Origin of the sequence: Shewanella zhangzhouensis (assembly GCF_019457615.1) — a bacterium.
Lineage (GTDB): Bacteria > Pseudomonadota > Gammaproteobacteria > Enterobacterales > Shewanellaceae > Shewanella > Shewanella zhangzhouensis.
Genome location: NZ_CP080414.1, coordinates 3,004,339 through 3,027,401, shown reverse-complemented (window position 1 = coordinate 3,027,401; position 23,063 = coordinate 3,004,339). Strand labels below are relative to the sequence as shown.

At 52.5% G+C, this 23,063-nt stretch carries 20 protein-coding genes; 11 read left to right on the top strand and 9 right to left on the bottom strand.

Annotation, left to right across the window (positions count from 1 at the left end; all coding sequences use genetic code 11):
* The first annotated feature begins 7 nt into the window (after nt 1–7).
* Together K0H63_RS13220 and K0H63_RS13215 are read left to right on the top strand one after the other, a co-directional pair.
* The gene (locus K0H63_RS13220) at nt 8–223 is read left to right on the top strand and encodes a hypothetical protein (protein WP_011760495.1); all 216 of its coding nucleotides are present in this window, start codon (nt 8–10) and stop codon (nt 221–223) included.
* Nucleotides 224–2,173, top strand: coding sequence for a GGDEF domain-containing protein (locus tag K0H63_RS13215; protein WP_220065077.1), 1,950 nt, complete (start codon nt 224–226; stop codon nt 2,171–2,173). It abuts the gene before it with no gap.
* A 96-nt stretch (nt 2,174–2,269) separates the two neighbouring features.
* Here the strand turns inward: K0H63_RS13215 and K0H63_RS13210 are convergent, their stop codons facing one another.
* Entirely contained in the window at nt 2,270–2,482 is a 213-nt protein-coding gene (locus K0H63_RS13210; protein ID WP_220065076.1) for a hypothetical protein, read from the bottom strand.
* Between the two features lie 1,131 nt (nt 2,483–3,613).
* Between K0H63_RS13210 and aceB the strand changes: the two genes are divergently transcribed.
* The 3 genes from aceB (at nt 3,614) to K0H63_RS13195 (ending at nt 8,371) form a co-directional block, all read left to right on the top strand.
* Complete coding sequence (gene aceB / locus K0H63_RS13205) at nt 3,614–5,245, top strand: malate synthase A (protein ID WP_220065075.1); 1,632 nt, start codon at nt 3,614–3,616, stop codon at nt 5,243–5,245.
* 78 nt (nt 5,246–5,323) lie between these two features.
* A complete protein-coding gene (gene aceA / locus K0H63_RS13200; RefSeq protein ID WP_011760492.1) occupies nt 5,324–6,643 on the top strand; it encodes an isocitrate lyase in 1,320 nt (439 codons plus the stop codon).
* Between the two features lie 261 nt (nt 6,644–6,904).
* A complete protein-coding gene (locus K0H63_RS13195) occupies nt 6,905–8,371 on the top strand; it encodes an HDOD domain-containing protein (RefSeq protein WP_220065074.1) in 1,467 nt (488 codons plus the stop codon).
* On the opposite strand, the gene K0H63_RS13190 is transcribed toward K0H63_RS13195, so the two are convergent.
* From K0H63_RS13190 to K0H63_RS13165, 6 genes are all read right to left on the bottom strand, one after another.
* On the bottom strand, nt 8,365–8,835 hold the full coding sequence (locus K0H63_RS13190) for a nuclear transport factor 2 family protein (RefSeq protein WP_220065073.1): 471 nt from the start codon (nt 8,833–8,835) through the stop codon (nt 8,365–8,367). The two genes, K0H63_RS13195 and K0H63_RS13190, sit on opposite strands and share 7 nt — an antisense overlap.
* A gap of 37 nt (nt 8,836–8,872) precedes the next feature.
* Nucleotides 8,873–9,697 carry a M90 family metallopeptidase gene (locus tag K0H63_RS13185; protein WP_220065072.1) on the bottom strand — a complete coding sequence of 275 codons (825 nt, stop codon included), beginning with the start codon at nt 9,695–9,697 and terminating at the stop codon, nt 8,873–8,875.
* A 48-nt stretch (nt 9,698–9,745) separates the two neighbouring features.
* Complete coding sequence (locus tag K0H63_RS13180; RefSeq protein ID WP_220065071.1) at nt 9,746–11,491, bottom strand: GGDEF domain-containing protein; 1,746 nt, start codon at nt 11,489–11,491, stop codon at nt 9,746–9,748.
* A gap of 5 nt (nt 11,492–11,496) precedes the next feature.
* Nucleotides 11,497–12,936, bottom strand: coding sequence for an ABC transporter substrate-binding protein (locus K0H63_RS13175; protein WP_258405579.1), 1,440 nt, complete (start codon nt 12,934–12,936; stop codon nt 11,497–11,499).
* Between the two features lie 184 nt (nt 12,937–13,120).
* The gene (locus tag K0H63_RS13170; protein WP_220065070.1) at nt 13,121–13,492 is read right to left on the bottom strand and encodes a CopG family transcriptional regulator; all 372 of its coding nucleotides are present in this window, start codon (nt 13,490–13,492) and stop codon (nt 13,121–13,123) included.
* Entirely contained in the window at nt 13,452–14,195 is a 744-nt protein-coding gene (locus K0H63_RS13165) for an AAA family ATPase (protein ID WP_011760485.1), read from the bottom strand. The genes K0H63_RS13170 and K0H63_RS13165 overlap by 41 nt, the downstream gene beginning before the upstream one ends.
* 434 nt (nt 14,196–14,629) lie before the next feature.
* Here K0H63_RS13165 and K0H63_RS13160 point away from each other — a divergent pair, with 434 nt between their 5' ends.
* Together K0H63_RS13160 and K0H63_RS13155 are read left to right on the top strand one after the other, a co-directional pair.
* Complete coding sequence (locus tag K0H63_RS13160) at nt 14,630–14,845, top strand: DUF3820 family protein (protein ID WP_220065069.1); 216 nt, start codon at nt 14,630–14,632, stop codon at nt 14,843–14,845.
* A gap of 92 nt (nt 14,846–14,937) precedes the next feature.
* On the top strand, nt 14,938–15,900 hold the full coding sequence (locus K0H63_RS13155; RefSeq protein ID WP_220065068.1) for a GNAT family N-acetyltransferase: 963 nt from the start codon (nt 14,938–14,940) through the stop codon (nt 15,898–15,900).
* A gap of 9 nt (nt 15,901–15,909) precedes the next feature.
* Here the strand turns inward: K0H63_RS13155 and K0H63_RS13150 are convergent, their stop codons facing one another.
* Nucleotides 15,910–17,631 (bottom strand): bifunctional metallophosphatase/5'-nucleotidase, encoded by a 1,722-nt coding sequence (locus K0H63_RS13150; RefSeq protein WP_220065067.1) that lies wholly within the window; start codon nt 17,629–17,631, stop codon nt 15,910–15,912.
* A gap of 42 nt (nt 17,632–17,673) precedes the next feature.
* Entirely contained in the window at nt 17,674–18,744 is a 1,071-nt protein-coding gene (locus tag K0H63_RS13145) for a CNNM domain-containing protein (protein WP_220065066.1), read from the bottom strand.
* 148 nt (nt 18,745–18,892) lie between these two features.
* Between K0H63_RS13145 and rlmN the strand changes: the two genes are divergently transcribed.
* Genes rlmN through ispG form a run of 4 tightly spaced genes read left to right on the top strand, consistent with a single transcriptional unit; the run spans nt 18,893 to nt 22,985 of the window.
* Nucleotides 18,893–20,014, top strand: a complete 1,122-nt coding sequence (gene rlmN, locus K0H63_RS13140) for a dual-specificity RNA methyltransferase RlmN (RefSeq protein ID WP_011760480.1) — start codon at nt 18,893–18,895, stop codon at nt 20,012–20,014.
* A 32-nt stretch (nt 20,015–20,046) separates the two neighbouring features.
* Entirely contained in the window at nt 20,047–20,835 is a 789-nt protein-coding gene (gene pilW, locus K0H63_RS13135) for a type IV pilus biogenesis/stability protein PilW (RefSeq protein ID WP_220065065.1), read from the top strand.
* On the top strand, nt 20,832–21,839 hold the full coding sequence (locus tag K0H63_RS13130) for a RodZ domain-containing protein (RefSeq protein ID WP_220065064.1): 1,008 nt from the start codon (nt 20,832–20,834) through the stop codon (nt 21,837–21,839). The genes pilW and K0H63_RS13130 overlap by 4 nt, the downstream gene beginning before the upstream one ends.
* 27 nt (nt 21,840–21,866) lie before the next feature.
* A complete protein-coding gene (gene ispG, locus K0H63_RS13125) occupies nt 21,867–22,985 on the top strand; it encodes a flavodoxin-dependent (E)-4-hydroxy-3-methylbut-2-enyl-diphosphate synthase (RefSeq protein WP_011760477.1) in 1,119 nt (372 codons plus the stop codon).
* Nucleotides 22,986–23,063 lie beyond the last annotated feature (78 nt).

Below are 23,063 nucleotides of genomic sequence, written 5' to 3'. Positions count from 1 at the left end.
GAACCAGGTGTCAAAACTGACAGATTTTTTAAAGCAGCTTGGGGAAGATGCTGCCCTGCTGGAGGCATATAAAAAGGACCCCGAAGGCGTGATGCGCCAGCACGGCCTGAGTGAGGATGAAATTCAAGCCATCATGAGTGGCGATAAAGCCAAACTCAAGGCCCTTGGCGGTGAAGAGCAGTACCAGTCCCTGGTTGTGATTTATAACGGGAATGATGCGTAAATGACCTGTTACCGTGCTGCACTTGTGTTAGCGCTTTGGCTCTTTTTGCCATGGCTTGCCATGGCGAATGGAGACTATCGCGCAATGCTGAATGAGCTTATAAACATGCAGCACGGTCCTTCTGAGAGAAAAACAGAGCTCATTAATGTTTTAAAAACAGCCGAAAAGAAGCTCGATGCGGAAGAACTCGGTCAGTTAAAGATGATTCTGGGCAGAGAGCAATTGTACGAAGGGGCCTATCAAGCCGGTGTGAATGATCTGAAAGTGGCTGAGTCACAACTGTTCTCATCCCGTCATTTGCACTTGGTTTATGGCTACCTTGCCACAGGTTATCAGCTGCTTGGTGATTACGAATCGTCCCTTCGTTACCTAAAGCTCGGGCTTGAACTGGTAAAAACAGTTTCAGACAAGGACGTACAACGCAATGCCTACATTCGGGCGGCGAGTCTCTTCTACCAGCTCGGTTTTTATGAAGAGGTGGGGCTTTATGCCCAGAGGGCGCTTCAGTTGGCTGATGAGGCCAATACCAAGGATATCTGTTACGCCAACCTCTATATTGCCGCTTATATTCAGGAGTCGGGAGAATTGCCCCGTGCTGCGGAGGCGTTCCAGCGAACCGGCGATTATTGTCAGGAACATGGCTGGCGGCTCATTACTGTGATGACCATTAAGTCTCGTGGGCTTATCAGCCATGAGTCAAACCTGATTGAGGATGCCATCACCCTGATGGAGCAGGCGCTGGCAGAGTATCGCACCCTTGGCTTCCAACTTGAAATTGCCAGTACCCAAAGCGCGCTGGCAAAGGCCTACCTCGACATTGGTGATTGGGAGAAGGCAGAGAGCGCCGCTGTCGAAGCTATCGACAGCAAAGGTGCCGACAATAAGGCACTGAAAGACGCCTGGTATGTGATGGCCACACTGAAGGCGAGAAGCAACGACTTTGTGACTGCCTATGAAGCCCAAAAACATGAAAATCATTATGCCAATGAACTGTTGAACGAAACCAAGGCCCGGGAAATGGCGTACCAGGCGGCCAAGTTTAATTTTGTTGAGCAGCAGCGGGAAATCGCCTTGCTGAACAGTGAAAGGGATAGCTATCTGGTGAGGCAGGAAACCATCTCCCGGGAGCATTCCGGCTCTTTGATGATATCTACCGTGCTGACGGGTATTACCTTATTTTTATCTGTGTTTCTGGCAACCGGATTGTCTCAGCGCAACAAGTACATGCGCCTGGCGCAGCGTGACGGCCTCACAGGAACCTATAACCGGGCCACGGGGCAGGAGAAGGGGGAAAACGCGTTGATTGGCTGTATGGCGCGAGGTGAGCCGACGGCTGCTGTTTTGCTGGATTTGGATAATTTTAAGCGGATCAATGATGCGTTCGGCCATGCCACAGGCGACTGGACTCTGAAAAAAGTGGTGGAAGTGATTCGGCCACAATTGGCCGATAATCATATTCTGTGCCGTTTTGGCGGAGAGGAATTTATGCTGGTCTTGCCTGGGCTTTCGGGGGCGCAGGCGGTGGAAGTGGCTGAGCGCTGCAGAGAGGCCATTGCCGGGGTGAACACCCATTATTCGGGACACAGCTTTAGACTGACCGCCAGTTTTGGGGTGACCGAGTGGCAGAATGGTGACTTAAGCTTGGATCCCATGATAAAGAGAGCCGATTTGGCCTTATACCGGGCCAAACATCTGGGACGCAACCGGGTCGTCAGCTACGGCTTTGCGGAGCTTGAGGGAGACCATACTCAGGCTTTCAGCGATACCAAGGAAAACTCGTCAGCGCAAAGCAGAAATCAAACGTCATCATCAGTCAGCGCTGCCCAATCAGCTGTGGCGTCAGATGGTAAAACCGGCAATGAGTCTTCCAACCAGAGCGCTACTTATGCAGGAGTTCCGGCGCAATCCCAGGTAAGCGTGGAGCCGTCTGATAAGGTCGCAACTTCTTAAGATAGAGATAGCCGTAGCGGCTAACCACTCATCAGCAAACCTCTTATGCGGTTTTGATTTGCTGGCGCGGCTTAACATTCAATGAGAGGCCTATCTTTAAAGTAGCGCGCTGGTAGTTGATGTATCGATATTGATGCTTGCTGTTTCTGCTGTTTCTGCTGTTTCTGCTGTTTCTGCTGTTTCTGCACTAATCGTCTGACAAATACGCTGGGCCTGCACGCTGATGCCATCCCATCCCGGCATCCCACTAATCTTCCGGCAGATGTGCTGATATGGCATGCAGCTGGCCAATGCCTTTCTGACGTTCATCCTCTCTTACATCAAGTCTCTCATGCATCAAGCTCAAGCACCTCTTACATCCAGGACATCTTACATCCAGCGCCTCACACATCCCCACCATTCCGGCCGAAGCCTCATCGTGTTTGTCTTTTTTCATCCGGTGAGGACTACCAATGGGCTGGATACAGAATAACTCGCACCGGTAAAGACCTGTGCAGCTCACGATTATCCGTGGCTGTGCTTTTAGTGCTTCAAGGGGGACGATAACAGTGATGTGTAAAATCAGGACTCTGGCGGGGCTGGGTTAGCTGCGCCTGACTCCCATCGAAGTGCACAATCAATATCGTCTGCCTGAGACGGCGGCCGCGATGGGGGGAAGGGCTGCTGTTTCGGCGCTCTTAATGCACATCAAGCCGTTCAATCGAGTCATCTTCCATTTTCGTTGCGGTCAAACTGTTACCCGCTCTTGGGCTTGGCTCTGAACCTCAACGGGGCGGTAAACGGCATTTGTGGTGTTCATCAGATGATTTTTTGCAAAAAAATTTAAAAATTTTGAATTTTTTCATGATTAAACCAATTGTTGCGGGCTTGTTGATCTGGCGACGCAAGTATTAAACCCCGGCACTCTCCTTGTTTGTTTTATTACGTTTACGTAAAGGTGAAATTAAAACAAGCGTTTAACTTTGTCTTTTTGTCGACCTTAATTAAGTTGTTGTAAATAAAGAGTTATGCAAGCTTACGTCGAGGGCAGCACGAAACGATTCTGGATGTTACGACCAAAGTCAAATGCGGATTTTAATGTATTAAATAATTTACGGCATGTAAGTATATTACCTAATAAATTACTTTGTTTGTGTATTGGTATGTTGGTAAGACAAATTTCACACAAGTTTTGAGTGATAATAAATTGTCATAGAAAAATAAGTTAAATAACAAATATTTATATTGGTTTTTCCTGTTTGGTCTGACCAATTTTTTCGTGAGATCTTGCTCGCAATTTCTTCGTTTGTACGACTTTTCGACTGTTGCAATTACAAATGTTTATCGCTAGTTTTTGGTCTGAAACGAACATTTGACGGTTTTTGCTGGCTTGTAATGGCGTGAAAATACGCAATATACAATCCGCAAGCCGCGGGGAAACCGACAATCGGGGATAACACCATGACAGAGCAAATTATGGAGCAGCCACAGACACTGACCGGGCTCAAGCTGGCGGGTCATCAAATCCAGGGTCAGGAAGAAGTCTTTACTGAAGGAGCAATGTCGCTGCTTGAGTCCCTGTGTGCCAGATTTGCAGGCGACGTGGATGTCTTACTGGCGAAGCGTAAAGAACGTCAGGTTCGCATTGATAAAGGTGAGTTGCCGGATTTTCTGCCTGAAACCCGCGCTATTCGGGATGGCAAGTGGACCATTCGAGGCATACCCACCGATTTGCGGGATCGCCGGGTGGAAATCACAGGTCCCGTGGATCGCAAGATGATCATCAACGCCCTGAATGCTGACGTGAAAGTCTTTATGGCCGACTTTGAGGATTCGTTGGCACCCAGCTGGGAAAAGGTAGTGCAGGGGCAAATCAACCTGCGCGACGCGGTGCGTGGCACCATAGAGTACACAGCGCCAGACACCGGTAAAGAATATCGCTTGAACGATAACCCAGCGGTACTGATTGCCAGGGTGCGCGGCTTACACCTCAAAGAAAAACACGTTGAGTTTAACGGTCAATCTATCCCGGGAGCCCTGTTTGATTTCTGCTTCTACTTCTACCACAACTACCGTCAGTTGCTGAGCAAAGGCAGCGGACCGTACTTTTATATCCCCAAGCTGGAGAGCCATCTTGAAGCGCGTTGGTGGGCCAAGGTATTTGCCTTTACCGAAGAGCGCTTCTGCCTCGAGCCGGGCACCATCAAGTGTACCTGTTTGATAGAAACCCTGCCGGCTGTGTTTGAGATGGACGAAATCCTTTATGAGCTGCGCTCCAACATAGTGGCGCTCAACTGTGGCCGATGGGATTACATCTTCAGCTATATCAAAACCTTAAAACACCACAGTGATCGCGTGTTGCCCGACAGACAGCAGGTCACCATGGATAAGCCGTTCCTCAGTGCCTATTCGCGCCTGCTGATTAAAACCTGCCACAAGCGGGGAGCCCTTGCGATGGGCGGTATGGCGGCTTTCATTCCAGCCAAAGATGCCGAAGCTAACCGCCTGGTACTTGAGCGGGTATGCAAAGACAAGGAGCTGGAGGCCCGTAACGGCCATGACGGCACCTGGGTAGCCCATCCCGGTCTGGCACAAACGGCGATGGCAGTGTTTAACCAATTTATAGGTGATGACCACTGCAATCAGCTGCACATCACCCGCGATGTGGATGCCCCGATTTTGGCCAGCGAGCTGCTGGCACCCTGCGAGGGTGAGCGCACCGAGCACGGTATGCGACTCAATATTCGCATTGCGCTGCAATACATCGAGGCCTGGATCAGTGGCAATGGTTGTGTACCCATTTATGGCCTGATGGAAGATGCCGCCACGGCGGAAATCTCCCGTGCCTCCATCTGGCAATGGATCCACCATCAAAAGCACCTGTCCAACGGCAAACTTGTGACCAAGGCCCTGCTGAAGGAGATGCTGGTGGAGGAGCTTGCCAACGTAAAAGAAGAAGTGGGCAACGAACGCTTTACCCACGGCAGATTTACCCAGGCGGCAGTGCTGCTGGAGGAAATCACGACTGCCGACGAGCTTGTCGACTTCCTGACACTGCCGGGTTACGAGCTGCTGACCAAACAAGAACACTGATTAATCCCTGAAAACATAGAACATCTTACCCGCCACATGCGTGGCGGGCAGACCCTAACACCCCAAAGGAGAGTCACCATGAGCAAGTACATCAGCCGCCAGGAACAAATTGACGCACTGAAAAAGGACTGGGCCGAAAACCCACGCTGGAAAGGTGTGCGCCGTCCTTATACTGCCGAAGAAGTGGTTTCACTGCGCGGCTCATTTGTGCCCGAGAACACTGTGGCCCAGCGTGGTGCAGCCAAACTGTGGGACCTGGTCAACGGTGGTGCCAAGAAAGGTTATGTAAACTCTCTCGGTGCCCTGACCGGTGGTCAGGCCGTACAGCAAGCCAAGGCTGGCATTGAAGCCATCTATTTGTCTGGCTGGCAGGTGGCCGCCGATGCCAACCTGGCCGGCACCATGTACCCGGACCAATCGCTGTACCCCGCCAACTCTGTGCCTGCTGTGGTTGGCCGTATCAATAACTCATTCCGCCGCGCCGACCAGATCCAATGGAGCAACGGCGTAGGCCCGGAAGATGACAAATTCGTTGATTACTTCCTGCCAATCGTGGCCGATGCCGAAGCCGGCTTTGGTGGTGTACTCAATGCTTACGAATTGATGAAATCCATGATTGATGCCGGTGCCGCCGGTGTGCACTTTGAAGATCAGCTGGCTTCGGTGAAGAAATGCGGTCACATGGGCGGCAAGGTGTTGGTGCCCACTCAGGAAGCGGTACAAAAGCTGGTTGCGGCCCGCTTGGCAGCTGACGTATCTGGGGTAGAAACCCTGGTTATTGCCCGCACCGACGCCAATGCTGCCGATCTGCTGACCTCGGATTGCGACCCATACGACAGCGACTTCATCACAGGTGAGCGCACCAGTGAAGGTTTCTACCGTGTCCGTGCCGGTCTGGACCAGGCCATCGCCCGCGGTCTGGCTTATGCACCATATGCCGACCTTATCTGGTGTGAAACTGCCAAGCCAGATTTGGAAGAAGCCCGTCGCTTTGCCGAGGCCATCCATGCCAAGTACCCGGATCAGCTGCTGGCCTATAACTGCTCACCTTCTTTCAACTGGAAGAAGAACCTGGACGATGCGACTATCGCCAAGTTCCAGCAGGCCTTGTCTGACATGGGTTACAAGTATCAGTTCATCACCCTGGCAGGTATCCACAATATGTGGTTCAACATGTTCGACCTGGCGTACGACTACGCCCGTGGCGAAGGCATGAAGCACTATGTGGAGAAAGTTCAGGAAGCCGAGTTTGCTGCCGCCAGCAAGGGATATACCTTTGTGGCACACCAGCAGGAAGTGGGCACCGGCTATTTCGACAAGATGACCAATATCATCCAGGGCGGTGCCTCGTCAGTGACCGCACTCACCGGTTCCACCGAGGAAGAACAGTTCCACTGATAGTCGTTGCTCCCTTTTACCCTGCACGGTTTCCTACGTGCCGTGCGGGGCTTTTCTCTCCCTCTGGGTGAGACTTCCCATGCTGTTGTTTTCAACCACGTTGCTTGTGTTTTGCGGCCTTCCTTGGGCCGCTTTTTTTTGATAATCCACTTTTGGTGCCGTAAATTTGACCTGCCAGTTAAAAGTTGACGCCGGGCAGTCGCCTTACCGGCAAATCCCTGTCTATAATCGGAAAACATTCTCTTCACATGTGAACCTCCATTGAAAAACAACGTTGGCGAACCCAAGGGTGTGGATTATTGGACCAAGAGGATCAGTGAGCAGGAAATGCCTGCCCTGTGCTCAACGGTAAAAACCCTGGAAAAGTTGGCAAAGGATGATGTCTCCTCTATGGCGATACTGGGCCGTAGCGTGATGCACGACAATGCCCTCACATCCCGTATCCTGCGTGTGGCAAACAGTGCTACCTATAACAAGGGCATCAGCCAGGTCACGACAGTGAGCCGCGCCGCCGTGGTGTTGGGTTTTGATACCATTCGTAATATCTGTATTACCGCCAAACTCCTCTCCAGCTTGCTGGAAAATAAAAATCTCACTCCCGGTGTGTATCAAAGGCTGCTGAAATTGATGGCACGCTCATTTCAGGCGGCCATGTTGGCCAGGATGATGCTTGCTGCCCACGATGAAGAAATGCAGGAAGAAGCCTTTATTGCCGCGCTGTTATACCACCTTGGTGAAAGCGCCTTTTGGAGCATGGGGGGCCCACTCGCCAATGAACTGGACAGAGCCCTTGACGGCGTCGAAGATCCAGCTGCAGTGCTCTCTCAGGTTCGTGAACATCTGGGGACCAGTTTCAGCCAACTGACTCAGGGATTGGCGCGTAATTGGGGGCTTGGTGAAGTGCTCATCAAGTCACTCAACAATCCCGATGAGCGGATGCCGGAAATCCGCGCCATTTTTGTGGCCAACAAGCTGGTGCAGGAGCTGGCAGAGACCTATCCCGACCACGCCGAGCTTGAAAAGCGGGTGCGTCAGGGCGCCGAAATGATGGGGTTGAAACCCGATGATTTTAAGGCCAGGGCGATTCAATGTACCAATGCGACCCACAAGCTGGCCGATGCCTATGGCGCCAAGGTATTGGTGGAGTTTTTACCAAACCCCAATCGCTTGATGGAAAACCAGGAAAGCCTCAATGAAGGGCGTTGGCGCGAAGGGGATGTGAATGTACAGCTGAAAAAGCTCCGTGAGCTCACTGGTTTCGCGGTGGCCAAGGCCGATATCAATCAGGTGATGCAAACCACGCTGGAGGGGATATTAAACGGTGTGGGGGTGGATAGTTGCGCTGTGCTGCTGTTGTCGCCCAGTCGCAAGATGCTCCAGCCCCGTATTGTGCTTGGCGACAATGCTGACAACATCAAGCGTGACTTTGTTATTGATATTACTGAGCCCGATCATCTGTTTCGTCATGTGATTGATTTAAAACAGCCCTTAAACATCGACTCCCCCGATTCGCCACGCTGGCGGCTCAATCTGGATGAGCCTTTACGCAAGCGTTTGGCCAAGAGCGGCTTTTTACTGGCACCATTGGAAATGGACGGCAAGGTGATAGGGCTGTTTTATGCTGACAGGGGCGTATCGGGCCGCAATTTTGGCGATGATGAGTTTGGCAGTTTTACCCACTTTACCCAACTCGCCAATGTGTGTTTCTCGGTGGCCGTGCGTCACTGAGCCTTTGATTTGGCCTCAAACGCCATGATTTGCCTGGCGATGTCTTTGGATACATCGTTGGGTACCGCAAAGCTCAGGTGATATTGCAAAATCCGCCAACCATCAGCGGTTTTAACCAGGGCGCCGCTGCCTCGGGTAAGGCCGTATTTTTCGTTATACAACAGCTCATCAAACATGATGGTGTCGCCGTGTTCCACAAAGTCGCGGCGACGAGGCTCATAGCGCCAGCCTTTGGTGGGACTGGCATATTGGCGAAACTCCGCCATGCCCCAGCGCTCGCTGGCGTCGGTGCCGAGAAACACCGCATCCTGAGTGTACAGCGAAAAATACGCATCCCAATTGGCGCTCGCCGCGTGCTGGTGCAGGGCGTCGAGCACTTGGGTGGCCTGCTGTTGTTCATGCTCTCCTGCCATACTCTGGCTGCTCACAAGCAGAGCCGCCAGTAACAATGCTTTTCTTATCATTGATTCATCTCGTTTTTATGGTGTTTTTGCCACCATATCATCGCCACTGGACCGGATCCAACCGGTAAAAACGCGCAAATTCTTCATAGAGCTCTGGGTGGTGGGCTGCGAAGGGTTCTGGCCGGGTGAAAAAGGTTTCGCTGACGACGGCAAAGAACTCGGCAGGTGCGGTGGCGCCGTAATAGTCGAACAGGCTTGGCTGAGCGGCGTCTGCAGCCTGGCACAGGAGGTCGTATTCCCGTTGCATGATGCTCGACCAGCTTTGGTAACGTTCACTGCTGGGCAGCGGCGGCGCGCCGTCGGCCTGGCCATCTTCCTGATCCAGTTGGTGTGCAAACTCATGGATGATGACGTTAAACCCATCGAAGGGGTGCCGGCAGTCTTCAGTGACATCGTGCCATGAGAGCAACACCTGTCCCTGGCTCCAGGACTCACCGGAAAGCAGGGCATGGCGCTCCCACACCACGCCGGCGGCGTCCCGCTCACTGCGATTTACATAGAAGGCGTTGGGATACACCAGAATTTGCCTGAGGCCCGGGTAGAAATCGCTGTCTCGGTTAAGCAGTAGCAGGCACGCCTGAGCGGCAATGGTAACTCTGACTTCGTCGGTGATTTCAAAGCCATTGCAGCCAATAAATTGTTTCTCTCCGAGAAAAATCAGAATTTTTCGCCTGAGCTCCTGTTGCAGGTGATCCGGCAGCAAAGGGTAGTGGGCTACCCGTTTCTTGAGTATGGCGCGCCAGCTGGCTGGAAATACGCCCCTGGCAAGATTCTGGTGTCGTTTGTGGCGACGGGAAGGGCCCGAGGCTATCCAGTAAATACCGAGTATCCCCAGAAAACTGACGATGATAAGTGCCGCCATGTTGCTCCCAATTGATTTCCTTTTAACCTCAATGGGGTTTGGTGACAATTAAATCAAGGGATCACCGGGTTTGGGCTCGTAGCCTGAGCTGACAACCATGAATTCACAACAGTTTTTGCCACGGCGTTTTGCCCGGTACAATGCAGTATCTCCGGTTGCAATCAATTCCTGCGCCGTAACCTGCTGATCTTGTGGCAGGTGTGCTATGCCCATGCTCAGAGTCGCTATACCTTCGGGGGCCCCGCGATGGGGAATGGCCAGGTTGGCAACACTCTCACGGATCTCTTCGGCGATCTGCCGTAAGGCCCGCCAGTCGTAGTCCTGCAGTAGCAGAACAAATTCCTCGCCGCCATAGCGGGCAAAGGTTTCACTGCCATTGGGCAATAGCTGCTTTATCCGGTTTACCACATCTTTAAGACATTGATCCCCGGCCAGATGGCCGTAGGTGTCGTTGAATTGCTTGAAATAATCCAGGTCAAACATGATTAGCCCGAGTTGGATGTGCTCCCGACTGTGACGGGCAAGCGCGGCATCGAGCTTGAGGTCAAAGTAGCGCCGATTGTGAATGCCGGTCAGGCCGTCAATTTCTGAGATGGCTTTTACCTGAGCGGCGTAGCTCTTGAGCGTTTCGAGTGAACTGACCATCTGCTGAAGCTCTAAATTGTCGGCCTTGGGCAGAACAGTATCCAGCTTCTCATTGACTATGTCGTTCATGGCATTGCGGGTGGCAATCACGGGATTGATGATCCCTTTGGCAATAAAGTGCCAGTTGGTGAGCCAAATCAGCCCGCAATATACGATGCCGGCCACAACAATCAACACCAAAAAAGCCATGGCATCCCGCTTGAGGTCCAGGCCGGCGTTGCGGATGTCTTCATCTCTGTGACGGAACTCTTCCTGGAAGAAGTCTGCACTTAGGCGGGCCATACTCGCATGCTCGTCAAAATGCGTCCCCGCCACGGCGCGGCGCTTTTGTTGGTTGCGGCTGAGCTCAAACAGGTTGTCAGTACCGACCATTTGATATTTCAGCTGTGCCAGCCAATTGTTCGCCGATTCCTTGTCATTGAGCTGTGTTACCAAGGGCTCCATTTCCCGCAAGAGTCTCAGGCTTTGGCGCTGCAGCGTATTGATCTCCATCGAGGGCATATGCTCTGTGGTTCGCAGCAGAGTGGCAAACAACCGTTCACCCAGATGCAAAAACTCCGAGTTGATACGATGGTCTGCGAGCAGGGTATTCAGAGCCGGAATGTTGCCCTTGGCCATGGCATCCCGGGCTTGTTCATCCAGAGTTCCGAGGTAGTCTCTGTATTCCTTGACAAAACCGGCCTGCATGTCGTTGAGGTTCTGAATAAGGTTGGCGACCTGTAATCGGGATAGCAGCGCCTGGCTGCTTAACTCGTCCAGTCGCGCCAGTGTGCTCAGCATCTGCTGCTGCATCATCGCCTGCTCACCAAGCGCCGATGTCTGGTCGTCACTGTGGTGAAAGCTGCCAAGTTTTTGAGTGCCGGTCAGTAATTGCTGCCACTGGGCCGACAACTCCCTTAGCAGGGTGCTGCGCTCCTTGTCATCGACCACGTTTTCGAGTTTGGCGACGGTCGTCTGCAATTGCTCTGCCAGCCTCACCTGGGACATGGCCAGACGAACCTCTGCCAGATCGTTGGCCACCATGGCATCCACCTGCAATTTCAGTGACTGCGACAGAGAAACTGCAATAATCCCAATCCCGACTGTCATTAAAGCAATCAAGTAAAACAGTATGGTGAGTTTGCGCTTCAGGCTCTGTAACTGTCGCATTCGGGCTATTTTTCCATTGCCGCGGTTTCTCCCAGGCTATTTTGCAGTTCCAGGATGGTGTGGTTGAGCTCGCCGAAGTATTGACTGGCATGGTTGGGTTGGCGGCTCACGGCAAAGCAGGTTTTTGCCAGCTCGGGGTAAATCTGACCCATGACAGAACTGGTAAAGTGTCCCATGGTGCGTATCTCACCGGCCCAGGCCAGGTTCGCCTGGTGGCTCGCCATAAAAGCGCCACCTATGGCTTTCAGGGCGGGATTTTGGAAATCGGTGTGGGTAGCCACATCCATACGACAGGGATTACCGCCGCCCATGGCGTAATCATATTGCGCCTGAAACGATCCCATGTATTTCAGAAGCCAGTACGCTGCCTCCGGGTTGCGGCTGTCGTAACTTACTGCAAAGGCATAGGCACCGACGTAGGGTTTGCCTCCTGCTACCTGAGCCACGTCGAGACGTGCACCTTCCACTTTTTTCTCAACGACGGCGGACTTATACCATAAGTTGTTATAGGCAAAGGGCCACATGGCGACCCGACCATTGGCGAGGGCATCGGCGGCTTCGTTAAAGGCAAAGGCGTCGTCGGCGGGAATGGCAAAACGCTTGAGGGACTGATAGTAATCTGCGACTTGCAGTTTTTTCTCCAGGGAACGGCTGACGTCGAAGTGATGTAGCCGGCCGTTATCTTCATAAACAGGAATAAGCCAGCGACCACCCATGCTCCATAAAATGGCTGAAAATTCATCGTTGATGTGGGGCTTGTTACCAGACATCAGCGCAACCCCATAAAAAGGCTGTTTCAGCAGCTTACCTGCCAACAGGTCACCTGGTTTTCGGGTAAAAAACTCAGCAAGATCTTTAAGTTGTGCAAGCGTGGTTGGCGCTTCGAGGGGATAGCCATAGCGTTCGGCAAAATGCGTTTTCTCGTCAGCATTTTCAAACAGATCGCGCCGAAAGTGATTGCCCATCACGTAATTGTTGTAGGGGATGGCGTGAACTTCTCCCCGATAAGACAGAATGCTCAGCAGCGCGGGGTAATAGGGCTCCAAGTAATGTGCCATGGCTTTGGCACCGCCCGGATCGTATAGCCCTGCCAGCTCTTCCAGCGGCACTGTATATCCATTGGCCGCCCATTCTTTTGCCCAACCCGCCTCCATCGACAGCAGATCGAACTCTCCTTTGGCCATCCTGAGGGAGGTTTGTTGCAAGCTGAACATGTTGTCAAGCGGCGTACTGACTACCTTGACGTCAATACCAGTTTGCATGGTGAAGGCCGGTAGCATTTGTGTCTGCAGATAGTCAGTCCAGAAGCCGGTTTCGGCTACCAGAGTGATGGGAGTTTTATTGCTGATAGGTGGGATTTCGCTTAAGGAGAACTCTGCCCATAAAGAGGTAGATGTCAGGAAAAGCAGTATTCCCACGCTACTGAATTTGGGTAAAAGTGCCATTTTTTGTCGTTTTTACAGTAGCTTCTGTTTTGATTTTGGCGAAGGAGAGCGTTTGGAGGGATTATGTACGTAACTCAGGGTAATTGCCAGATGGTATGTTGAACAAATGAAAAAATCTGGCAGCTCAATGTTAAAAACCTTGTATGCTGCCAGCAAAAGGGGCGGGAGGTTGATGCTGAATCTTTCAATCTATAGTGAGGGCGCGCTCTATGTGCTGACGTTCCTCTGTTGTTAACTGGTAGTGGTGTTCGATTAAAAAGCGCACCAGCTTTGATTTTGCGACATCACAGTCACTGGCCATTTCGGCCAGATGGGCGATGGCGGGCTCGCTTAAGGTAAAGGTCGCTTTTCTGAAATTGGGCCTGCGCTTCTTCGCCTGGGGTTTTACCGTCCCCTGACGCAACCGGTGGTTCTCCAGTGATATCACCGCACCACGCTGTTGTGGCAGCCCCATGGCATACAGGTTGGCCCCTTCGATAAAATCTTCAATACAAGTGGCCAACGTCAGCCGGTTATCAGACGGCGTAGAGTTTTTCTTGAGATCTGCCAGTCCCATATTGACCTCTCATTTTACTGATTTGAGTCTGCTGCAACTGATTACGCACTTCCTGAGCATTGGCAGCACCCAGCATTTCACAGGCAATGGCGCGAATTTCATCGGCGGCTTTGCCTTCGTGATCGATTTCTATCACCGACAGGCCAGACTCTTCACTGTCGTCATAGATATTGCGTGAGTAAGTGATGGCGTCGAGCACATTAATGTCGTAAGTACGGCAGACTTCCTTGGCTTCCAAAATCCGGTTGGACTGATTGGGCAGCGTCGGGCACTGAGTAATGACAAAGGATGCCTTCATCTTGGGGTTTATCATCATACAGGTGGCAACCACGTCGTCCATGTGGCTCACGGTCTTGAGATCGCGGCGCTTGGGACGCAGTGGCATCAGGATATGAGAGGCCACAGACATGGTGGCACGCAGCGCCAGGTTGTCCTGACCACCACAATCCACGATGACATAATCGTAGTGCTGTTCGAGGCTCAGCAAATCGTTACGAATTTTGCCATACAGCTGCACACAATTGATTGCGGGAAGCTTGGGATTATTGTTGCGGGCCTGGATCCAATCTGAGGTGGTACGCTGAGGATCACAGTCAACCATGATCACAGACCCTCCGCATTCCTTGGTAAGAAACACGGCTATGTTTTGTGCAAGACAGCTCTTGCCGCTGCCACCTTTTTCACCGCCGACCAGAATAATCATCTTTTTACCCCTGTATTTGCTTTTGGGCCTGTGATTTACAGTGAGGTCCCTGCTTACGCACAACCTACGGTAAGCTCAATCTAGTGCCTGGGGTGTATATGGTCAATTACCTGATTTTTGACGCTTTTTTATTTTTGGCGCCGCGTCATGACTTTGGCATTTTTACGTCAGAAGTCAAAAATATGTCGTGCATCGCATTGAACGGTAACATATGGATAATATTGTTAACAAACAAACTGTTAACTGTGAATTTCAGGCAGAGTTAACTCATTCATTTGATTGATATCGGTGTGATTAGCTTACGTCTTTCAAATAGTTATTGATTGTGGTTATTAAAATATAAAAATATATTCCCAAATGTTCTTAATGGGGCCGGGTGAAACTGGGGGAGCTGAAGTACCCTTTGCCCCAACAGATGCCAGTATGGAAAGTTAATGGACACCAAGTCTTTGAAAGTGGCGATAAATCGCAAAATGCCCTTTGGTAAATATGCTGGACGGCGGCTGCTGGAGTTGCCAGAACCTTACCTGGTGTGGTTCAAGTCCAATGGATTTCCAGAGGGGCGTTTGGGGGAAGAATTGGCCCTTATCTATGAAGTCAAACTCAACGGGCTTGAGGCCATGCTGCGGCCGTTGCTCGATGATGTTTGAAGGCGTTTTCATCATACCGACGGCAGCGTTTGTGCCATGAATATAAAACTTATCAATATCGAATCACTCACCCTTTGATAGCCAGAACGCAGATGCAGATAGTTTCCCTCCATTCAAGCCATTACCCTCACATTGCCAAAGTATTTCATCAGGCGGTGCGGGCAGCAGCCGGTAAAGGTTATACCCAGGCGCAATGCGAAGCCTGGAGCTGCGGCATCAGGGATAGACGCTATTGGCGCTCAAGGCTTGGCCGCAGTCTGGTGTTGGTGGCTCAGGATGTTGACGAGGTGGTGGGATTTATTGATTGCGAGCTTGGATATCCTGACAAGGGGTATATAGGTCATCTTTATGTTGCACCGGCACATCAGGGCAGAGGTGTTGGCGGTAAACTCCTGGATGCACTTGTCCGTCAGGCGCCCGCGCTGGGCATTGGCTCGCTCACCACAGATGCCTCATTACTCTCCGCGCCACTTTTTGCCGCCAAAGGCTTTATTAACGAGGGCCGCTATTTTCAGCAAAAGTCCGGGGAAGTATTGCCCGGATTTGCCATGACATTGCCTCTGCCATTTTACATAGCTGAAATGCGCCCCTCGGATCTGGCGCCAATTGCCCGGCTGTTCCACGAGGCGGTGCAGGGAGCATCTGAGTATTACAGCGAGGCCGAGCGGCGAGCCTGGTCACCGGCGCTTCGGGATGAAGCAACCTGGCTGGCGAGGTTGGCGCCTTCAAAGGTATGGGTTGCCCGGAGGGATTCTGGGATTGTGGGTTTTATCAATTTGCTGCCAAAAGACATTGGTGAAGCGGAAATTGACTGTTTATTTACTTCCCCAGCGTTGGCGCGCTGCGGCGTGGCAACCAGTCTCTATCGGGTACTTGAGCAGCAGGCCAGGCGTGACGGCGTGCAGCGGTTAAGCGTCGAAGCCTCTTATTTTGCCAGGCCATTTTTTCTCAGAAGAGGATTCACTGAGCTTTGCCGGAATGAACACCCAAGACATGGGCAAATACTGGTGAATTTCAGTATGAAAAAGTGGCTCAGCCGCCCGGAAGGCGGATGAGCCGTGCTGTCAGCCAAGATGACTCACGTAAGATAACTGCGGCGCCAACTCATCGGCGATTTCGCCGTGGCGTTGGATAAAGCGGATAAAAGCGCCGGGCAGTGTGAGGCCATCGATGGACTCCTGCCAATGGCAGCAGGCGAGGGCATCATACCCTTCTTTACCCGATGCGGTGTACGCCGATGAAACCCCCACATATACCTGTTGGCGCCTTACTGGTACCCAAAGGCCATTTTGCGCGACCGTTAACGACAACACCCTTTCCCCCATGGGACGACGGCCATCGTAGTGATACTTAAGACCGAAGGTATAGGGAAAACTCCCCGCACCTGTGCCAACCACACTGTTATTGGTGGCACTGTTGATAGCCGATTCAAGGGCCTCAAACAGATACTGACCTTCGATGGCGTATTTCACCAGTGGCAGTTCAAAGGGTAATAAGCGGCCAAGCACATCGGCAAGGGTAATTTGGCCGCGGCTGAGGGACTGCCTGACGCCGCCGGCGTTATGCAGTGCAAATTGCACTGCACCATCCAGAATGCGGGACTCTTCGTACATGGCGCGGCTTACCCAGGGGGCGACTTCACTGCCATGGGGCAGGGCCTTGCTGGGCAAGCGGGTGTGTACCAGTTCTCTGGGCACCATGGCCAGCACCTGATGATCCAGGGCGCGGATAGCGGGCCGGAATTCTGTCTCTATCACCTGCTGAACGTGAGGATGTTGCACCGGCCAGAGAACGCTTGGATGGGCCTTCAGCTTGGCGATGATGGCACTTCGTGTCATTTCATTGCCGCCATCGATTACCAGATGTTCATCCAGCATCAGGTAATTGGCACCATCAAGTGCGGTAACCTGTCCGTTCTTGTCAAAGCAGATGCCGGCAAGTCCGAGTGTTTCGGCATACTTGCCCGCATGCAAAATGGGAACGCCATTGACGCGTTCCCCCCAGGGCGCAGCGGATAATCCCAACTCGGCAAAATCGCCCATCAGGGTATGGCTGTGGCCACCAACGATAAGACTTATACCTTCCACGGCAGCAGCCAGTTTGCGGTCGCCATCGAGACCAAGGTGGCTGAGCACCAGAATATGATCTATGCCTTCAGCCTTGAGTGATTTCACCGTGCGCTCACAGGTTTCCACCGCATTGGCGAAATGGGTATCCGGATCGGGTCTGGCGATAACACTCATCTGATCCAGCGTGATGCCGACAATGGCGAGCTCTCTGTCACCGAGGGGATGTTTTATGACTCTGGCACATCCTGTGCTCGGGTCGAGGCAATAGAGATTGGGCAAGCGGGCCAACGGGAATGCCTTGGTGGGATCTTCGCCGCTCAGGTCCATGTTGCCGGCCAGCATGGGGAAATCAATGGCTTCAATAAAACGGTGGAGTGGGGCATTGCCACTGTCGATTTCATGGTTGCCCAGCACTATTGCGTCGGGTCTGAGCATGTTCAACAGTTTGGCGTTGGCGCGGCCTTTAAACTCGTTAAAGTAAAGGGTGCCCTGGAAGGTATCGCCACCATGGAGAAACAAAAAGGCCTGGTTATCGCGCCGGGCCTTATCGCGGGCTTGATCGAGCAAGGTTGCGATGCGGCCATATCCGCCGCTGTGGCAGCCGACGCGCACCATGGTGTTTTCATGAGGTACTGACAGGCTCAGGGCGACGGGATCGAAGTTACTGTGGCAATCGTTGATGTGTGCCAGTTGCAGGTAATAAGCTGGAGTCTGCACAAAACGCCTTATTAATAATGCCCGGCAAGTGCCGGGCAGAAATCAGAATGAGTGAAGGTCTCCGTCCTGGTCATCTGACAGTCGAATGCCTTTCTCCTTGATGCGTCTCTTCCATAATTGTCTGGCAAGACGCTGCATATCGATGGCCGGGTCGTTCAGGTCAACAATCTCCAATCCGAGCATGGACTCAATAATGTCTTCCTGGGTTACCAGACCCTGAGCCGAGCCATATTCATCCACCACTACAGCTATCTGGGTATTGCGCTTAATCATCAGCTCAAGCAATGGCAAAATTTTGGCCGTTTCGGGAACTGCCAGCAGATTGCGCTTGAGGCTGGCCATGGTGTTTTCGGGATTGTCACGAACCCCGAGCAAAATGTCGGTGCGGTTTACAAAGCCCTGAATGTCATCGTTATCTTCGCCAAATACCGGCAGGCGACTAAAGGGCTTGGCCATGTGCTTACTGGCAAAGTCTTCCAATGTCATCGACATGGGCACGGAGAACATCACGGTTCTGGGCGTCATGATGCTGGTGACCGGCATTTCTTTTACCGACAGAATTTGCGTCAGAATACGGGATTCCTGGGCATCCAATTCACCGGACTCGTGCCCCATGCGCGCCATGGCACTCATTTCCTGGCGAATGTATTGGCCTTCTTCGCCTTTACCCAACAGTTTGGTGACCTGCTGCGACATCCAGATTAGCGGCTTGGTAGCGCGCTCCATCCACAGCAGCGCGAGGCTGACTGACGGTGCCAGGGTACGCCAGTAGTTGGCACCCAGGGTTTTGGGGATGATTTCAGAGAAGAACAGAATAATAAAGGTAAGCACTGCCGAAAAGACACCCAGCATGTGGTCACCAAATACATGGGCGGCCTGGGCACCAGCCACAGCCGCACCCACGGTATGGGAAATGGTGTTTAGCGTCAGAATGGCCACCAGAGGTGCTTCAACATTGTCTTTTTGGGCGCGCAGACGGCTGGCTGCAGCGGGATTATTTTCGTCCAGTGAGGCGATATAACTGGGAGTCACAGACAGAAGCACGGCTTCGAACACGCTGCACAGAAAGGAAACGCCCACGGCAACGAGTATGATAATAATGAGGGTAACCATAAAAGGCTAAAATAGCTCCATAGCATAGGCCAAAATCGGCCGGCGGCCATGGTACCATAGACTTGGTTTGGCTGCTGGCGAATTTCGTGATGGATCGGTATAATTCGCGGCCCCCCGTGGTGGGAATAACTGGTTTGAGGTTTGTCTGATGAGTGAAAAGAAGATCAATTTGCTGGACCTGGATTTGCCGGGACTGAAAGCGCTGCTGACTGAAATGGGCGAAAAACCCTTTCGTGCCCAGCAGATAATGCAATGGATCTATCATTTCGGTGTCAGTGACTTCGAACAGATGACCAACATTAATAAGGCCATGCGTGCCAAGCTTGCCGCACGTTGTGAAATTGTCGCGCCTGAAATCACCAGTTACCAAAAATCGTCTGATGGCACCATTAAGTTTGCCATTAACGTAGGTCAGGGTCAGGAAGTCGAGACTGTGTACATTCCCGAGGACGACCGCGCCACCCTGTGTGTGTCATCTCAGGTGGGCTGTGCCCTCGAGTGTACCTTTTGCTCCACCGCGCAGCAGGGGTTTAACCGTAACCTCACAGTATCCGAAATCGTTGGCCAGATTTGGCGGGTATCGCACTTTTTGGGCTTCCAGAAGGAAACCGGCGAGCGCCCCATTTCCAACGTGGTGATGATGGGCATGGGTGAGCCTTTGCTTAACCTCGCCAACGTGGTTCCCGCCATGAATATCATGTTGGATGATTATGGTTTTGGCTTGTCCAAGCGCCGTGTGACCCTGTCTACTTCGGGTGTGGTGCCTGCGCTGGATAAACTTGGCGATGTAATTGATGTGGCGTTGGCCGTGAGTATTCACGCACCAAATGATGAGCTCCGGGATGTACTGGTGCCCATCAACAAAAAGTATCCGCTGCAGGAATTTTTGGCCGCCATCCGTCGCTACCTTGAGAAGTCCAACGCCAACCGTGGCCGCGTGACCCTGGAATATGTGATGCTGGACCATATCAACGACAGCACAGATCAGGCCCATGAATTGGCCAAGTTGATGAAGGATACGCCCTGTAAAATCAACCTGATCCCCTTTAACCCCTATCCGGGGTCTCCATACGGGCGTTCTTCCAACTCCCGTATCGACCGTTTCGCCAAGGTGTTGATGGAATACGACCTGACCGTGATTGTGCGCAAAACCCGCGGTGACGATATCGATGCTGCCTGTGGTCAGCTCGCCGGGGATATCCGTGATCGCACCAAGCGTCTGGCAAAAAAACGCATGCAAGAAAGCCAGATTTCAGTCACAATGAATTAACCCATTGTTTGCACAGATTAATAGGTCTGAACATGAAGCAAGGATTGCCTTCTTTAACCCTGATCGCCATCCTGTCGGGACTGGTGACGGGCTGCGTTACCGAACAAACCTACTCAGGCACGGATATTCCTGTGTCCGAGCGCACCTTCGATAAGGTGGCGGCGGCAAAAGAACGTACCCAGTTGGGGCTGACCTATTTACAACGTGGCAATACAGAACAAGCTAAATTCAACCTCGATAAAGCCATGGCCTACGCACCGCAACTTGAAGAAGTGCATGTGGCCATGGCCTATTTCTATCAGACAGTAGGAGACGTTCCCCGCACCGAAGAGGCCTACCGCAACGCTGTGCGTTCCAATAACGCCAGTGGTGACTCTATGAATAACTTTGGGGTGTTTCTGTGCCAGCAAAAGCGCTACGGCGAAGCCGAAGAGATGTTTTTAAAGGCCATTGACCAACCCAAGTACACTCGCACTGCATCCAGCTATGAAAACCTTGGCCTGTGCAGCCGCGATGCGGGACAGATAGAAAAAGCGCGACACTACTTTGATATGGCGCTAAAGTATGACCCTCGGCGAGCCACCTCACTGCTGGAAATGACCGAAATTGCCATGGATAGCAAGGATTTCCAGGGAGCCAAAAGAATGCTGGAGCGTTTGCATTCGGTTATCCCTGAGTCGGCTTCCAGTCTCGCCCTGGGTGTAGAAATCGAACGCCAACTGAATAATCGAGATGCCAGCAGCCGATATGGCATTATGCTGCTGGCGAAATTTCCCGCTTCACCAGAAGCCAAAGAATATCGGGCCAGTTTGAATCAATGAATGAAGAATTAACGCCTTCTTCCGAAGAGCAGGAAGCGCCAGCGACAGAATCGCTGGGGCAAATCCTCAAGGCCGCCCGCGAAGCCAAGGGGATGTCGGTCGCCGATGTGGCGACTGCGTTGCATTTGCGCCCCTCCGTTGTTAAAGATCTCGAAGCTGACGACTTCAGCAATATCTCATCTGCCACTTATATCCGTGGATATATCAAAAACTTTGCCCGCATAGTTGAAGCCGATAAACAGAAGGTGGAAGCCTGTCTTGCCAGCCAGGTGCCCGGTGTCAGCCAACCGGCCATGCAAAGCTTTTCCAGAAAAACCGTGCGTCAGGCCAGAGATAAGCGCTACTTGATGCTCACCTATCTGGTGATCCTCATCCTGGTTGCCTTATTGGTGTTTTGGTGGCTGCAAACCAGTAAGTTTTTTAATACCGCGGCCGTGGATTTCTCCAAGCCGACAGCAGAAGAAGTGGCAGCCGCCGGGCAAACGTCTATTCAGGACGACCTGATGCATCGTCTGGGGAATGACACCCAGATGCAAACAGACACGTCCCAGCAGCCAGAGTCAGAGGCCGCTTATGAGCCATCTGTGAATGGTGATGATATGCCGGTGGCCGGGCAAGAGGTCACAGCGGGCAGCGCTGAGCTGCCTTCTGCGCAGCAGGGCACCACGTCGGCTGCCGACACTACCGCCTCTGACATCAGAGCAAACAACACTGACGCTGCGCCACAGGTTACAGCCAGTTCCCCGGCCGCACCCGGACAGTCTGCTTTAGTCATGTCATTCAGCGCCGATTGCTGGGTACAGGTAAAGGATGCCACAGGTAAGGTACTTGTGAGTGACCTGCGTAAGGCCGGACAGACCATCAATCTCAGTGGAAAGGCGCCTTTCAGCTTTATTCTCGGTGCCCCACAGGCTGTACAGCTCAGCATCAACGGTGAGGCCATGAGCCTCGACGAGTTCCCCAAGGGCAGGGTGGCCAGATTCAGTCTGCCCAAAAACGGTTAAGCGCAACAGCGTGAGAAGTATTTGACCATGTTCAACGAAAATCCCATCAAGCGTCGCCCCTCCACCCGCATTTACGTTGGTAACGTGCCTATTGGTGACGGCGCGCCTATTGCTGTCCAGTCCATGACCAACACCCGTACCACGGATGTGGCTGCTACAGTAGCGCAGATCCGTGCCCTGGAAAATGTTGGCGCCGACATAGTGCGTGTCTCTGTGCCTACCATGGATGCCGCCGAAGCCTTCAGGCAGATCAAGCAGCAGGTAAAAGTGCCGCTGGTGGCCGATATCCACTTTGACTACCGCATCGCCCTTAAAGTGGCCGAGTACGGTGTGGACTGTCTGCGTATCAACCCCGGTAACATCGGTAACGAAGAGCGGATTCGCGCCGTGGTTGATTGTGCCCGTGACAAAAACATTCCCATCCGTATCGGAGTGAATGGCGGCAGTCTCGAAAAAGACCTGATGGACAAGTACAAGGAGCCAACGCCTGAGGCGCTGCTCGAGTCCGCCATGCGCCATGTGGACATTCTTGACCGCCTCAACTTCGACCAGTTCAAGGTAAGCGTAAAGGCGTCAGACGTTTTCCTGGCAGTGGAGTCTTACCGACTGCTTGCCAAACAAATCAAACAGCCACTGCATCTTGGTATCACCGAGGCCGGTGGCGCCCGTGCCGGTGCGGTGAAATCCGCCGTTGGCCTGGGGATGTTGCTCGCCGAAGGCATTGGCGACACCCTGCGTATTTCCCTGGCGGCCGATCCGGTTGAAGAAGTGAAAGTGGGTTTTGATATCCTCAAGTCACTGCGTATCCGCTCCCGTGGTATCAACTTTATCGCCTGTCCTTCCTGCTCCCGTCAGGAATTTGATGTGATCTCAACCGTTAACGAGCTTGAGAGGCGTCTTGAGGACGTGACCACAGCGATGGATGTGTCCATCATTGGCTGTGTGGTTAACGGTCCGGGCGAAGCTTTGGTGTCCCATTTGGGGTTGGCAGGCGGTCACAAGAAGAGTGGTTACTATGACGATGGTATCCGCCAGAAGGAACGTTTTGATAACGATAACCTGGTGGATGCACTGGAAGCCAAAATTCGCGCCAAGGCCAGCCTGATGGCCAACCGGATACCCGTACAAGAGGGTGATGCAGACTAGGGCTGGCGCTGGTTTTACCTTTGGCCCCCAACCCCCTATAATGCTAACCGCTTTGCCCGGCTCAATCGGGGAGGGCAT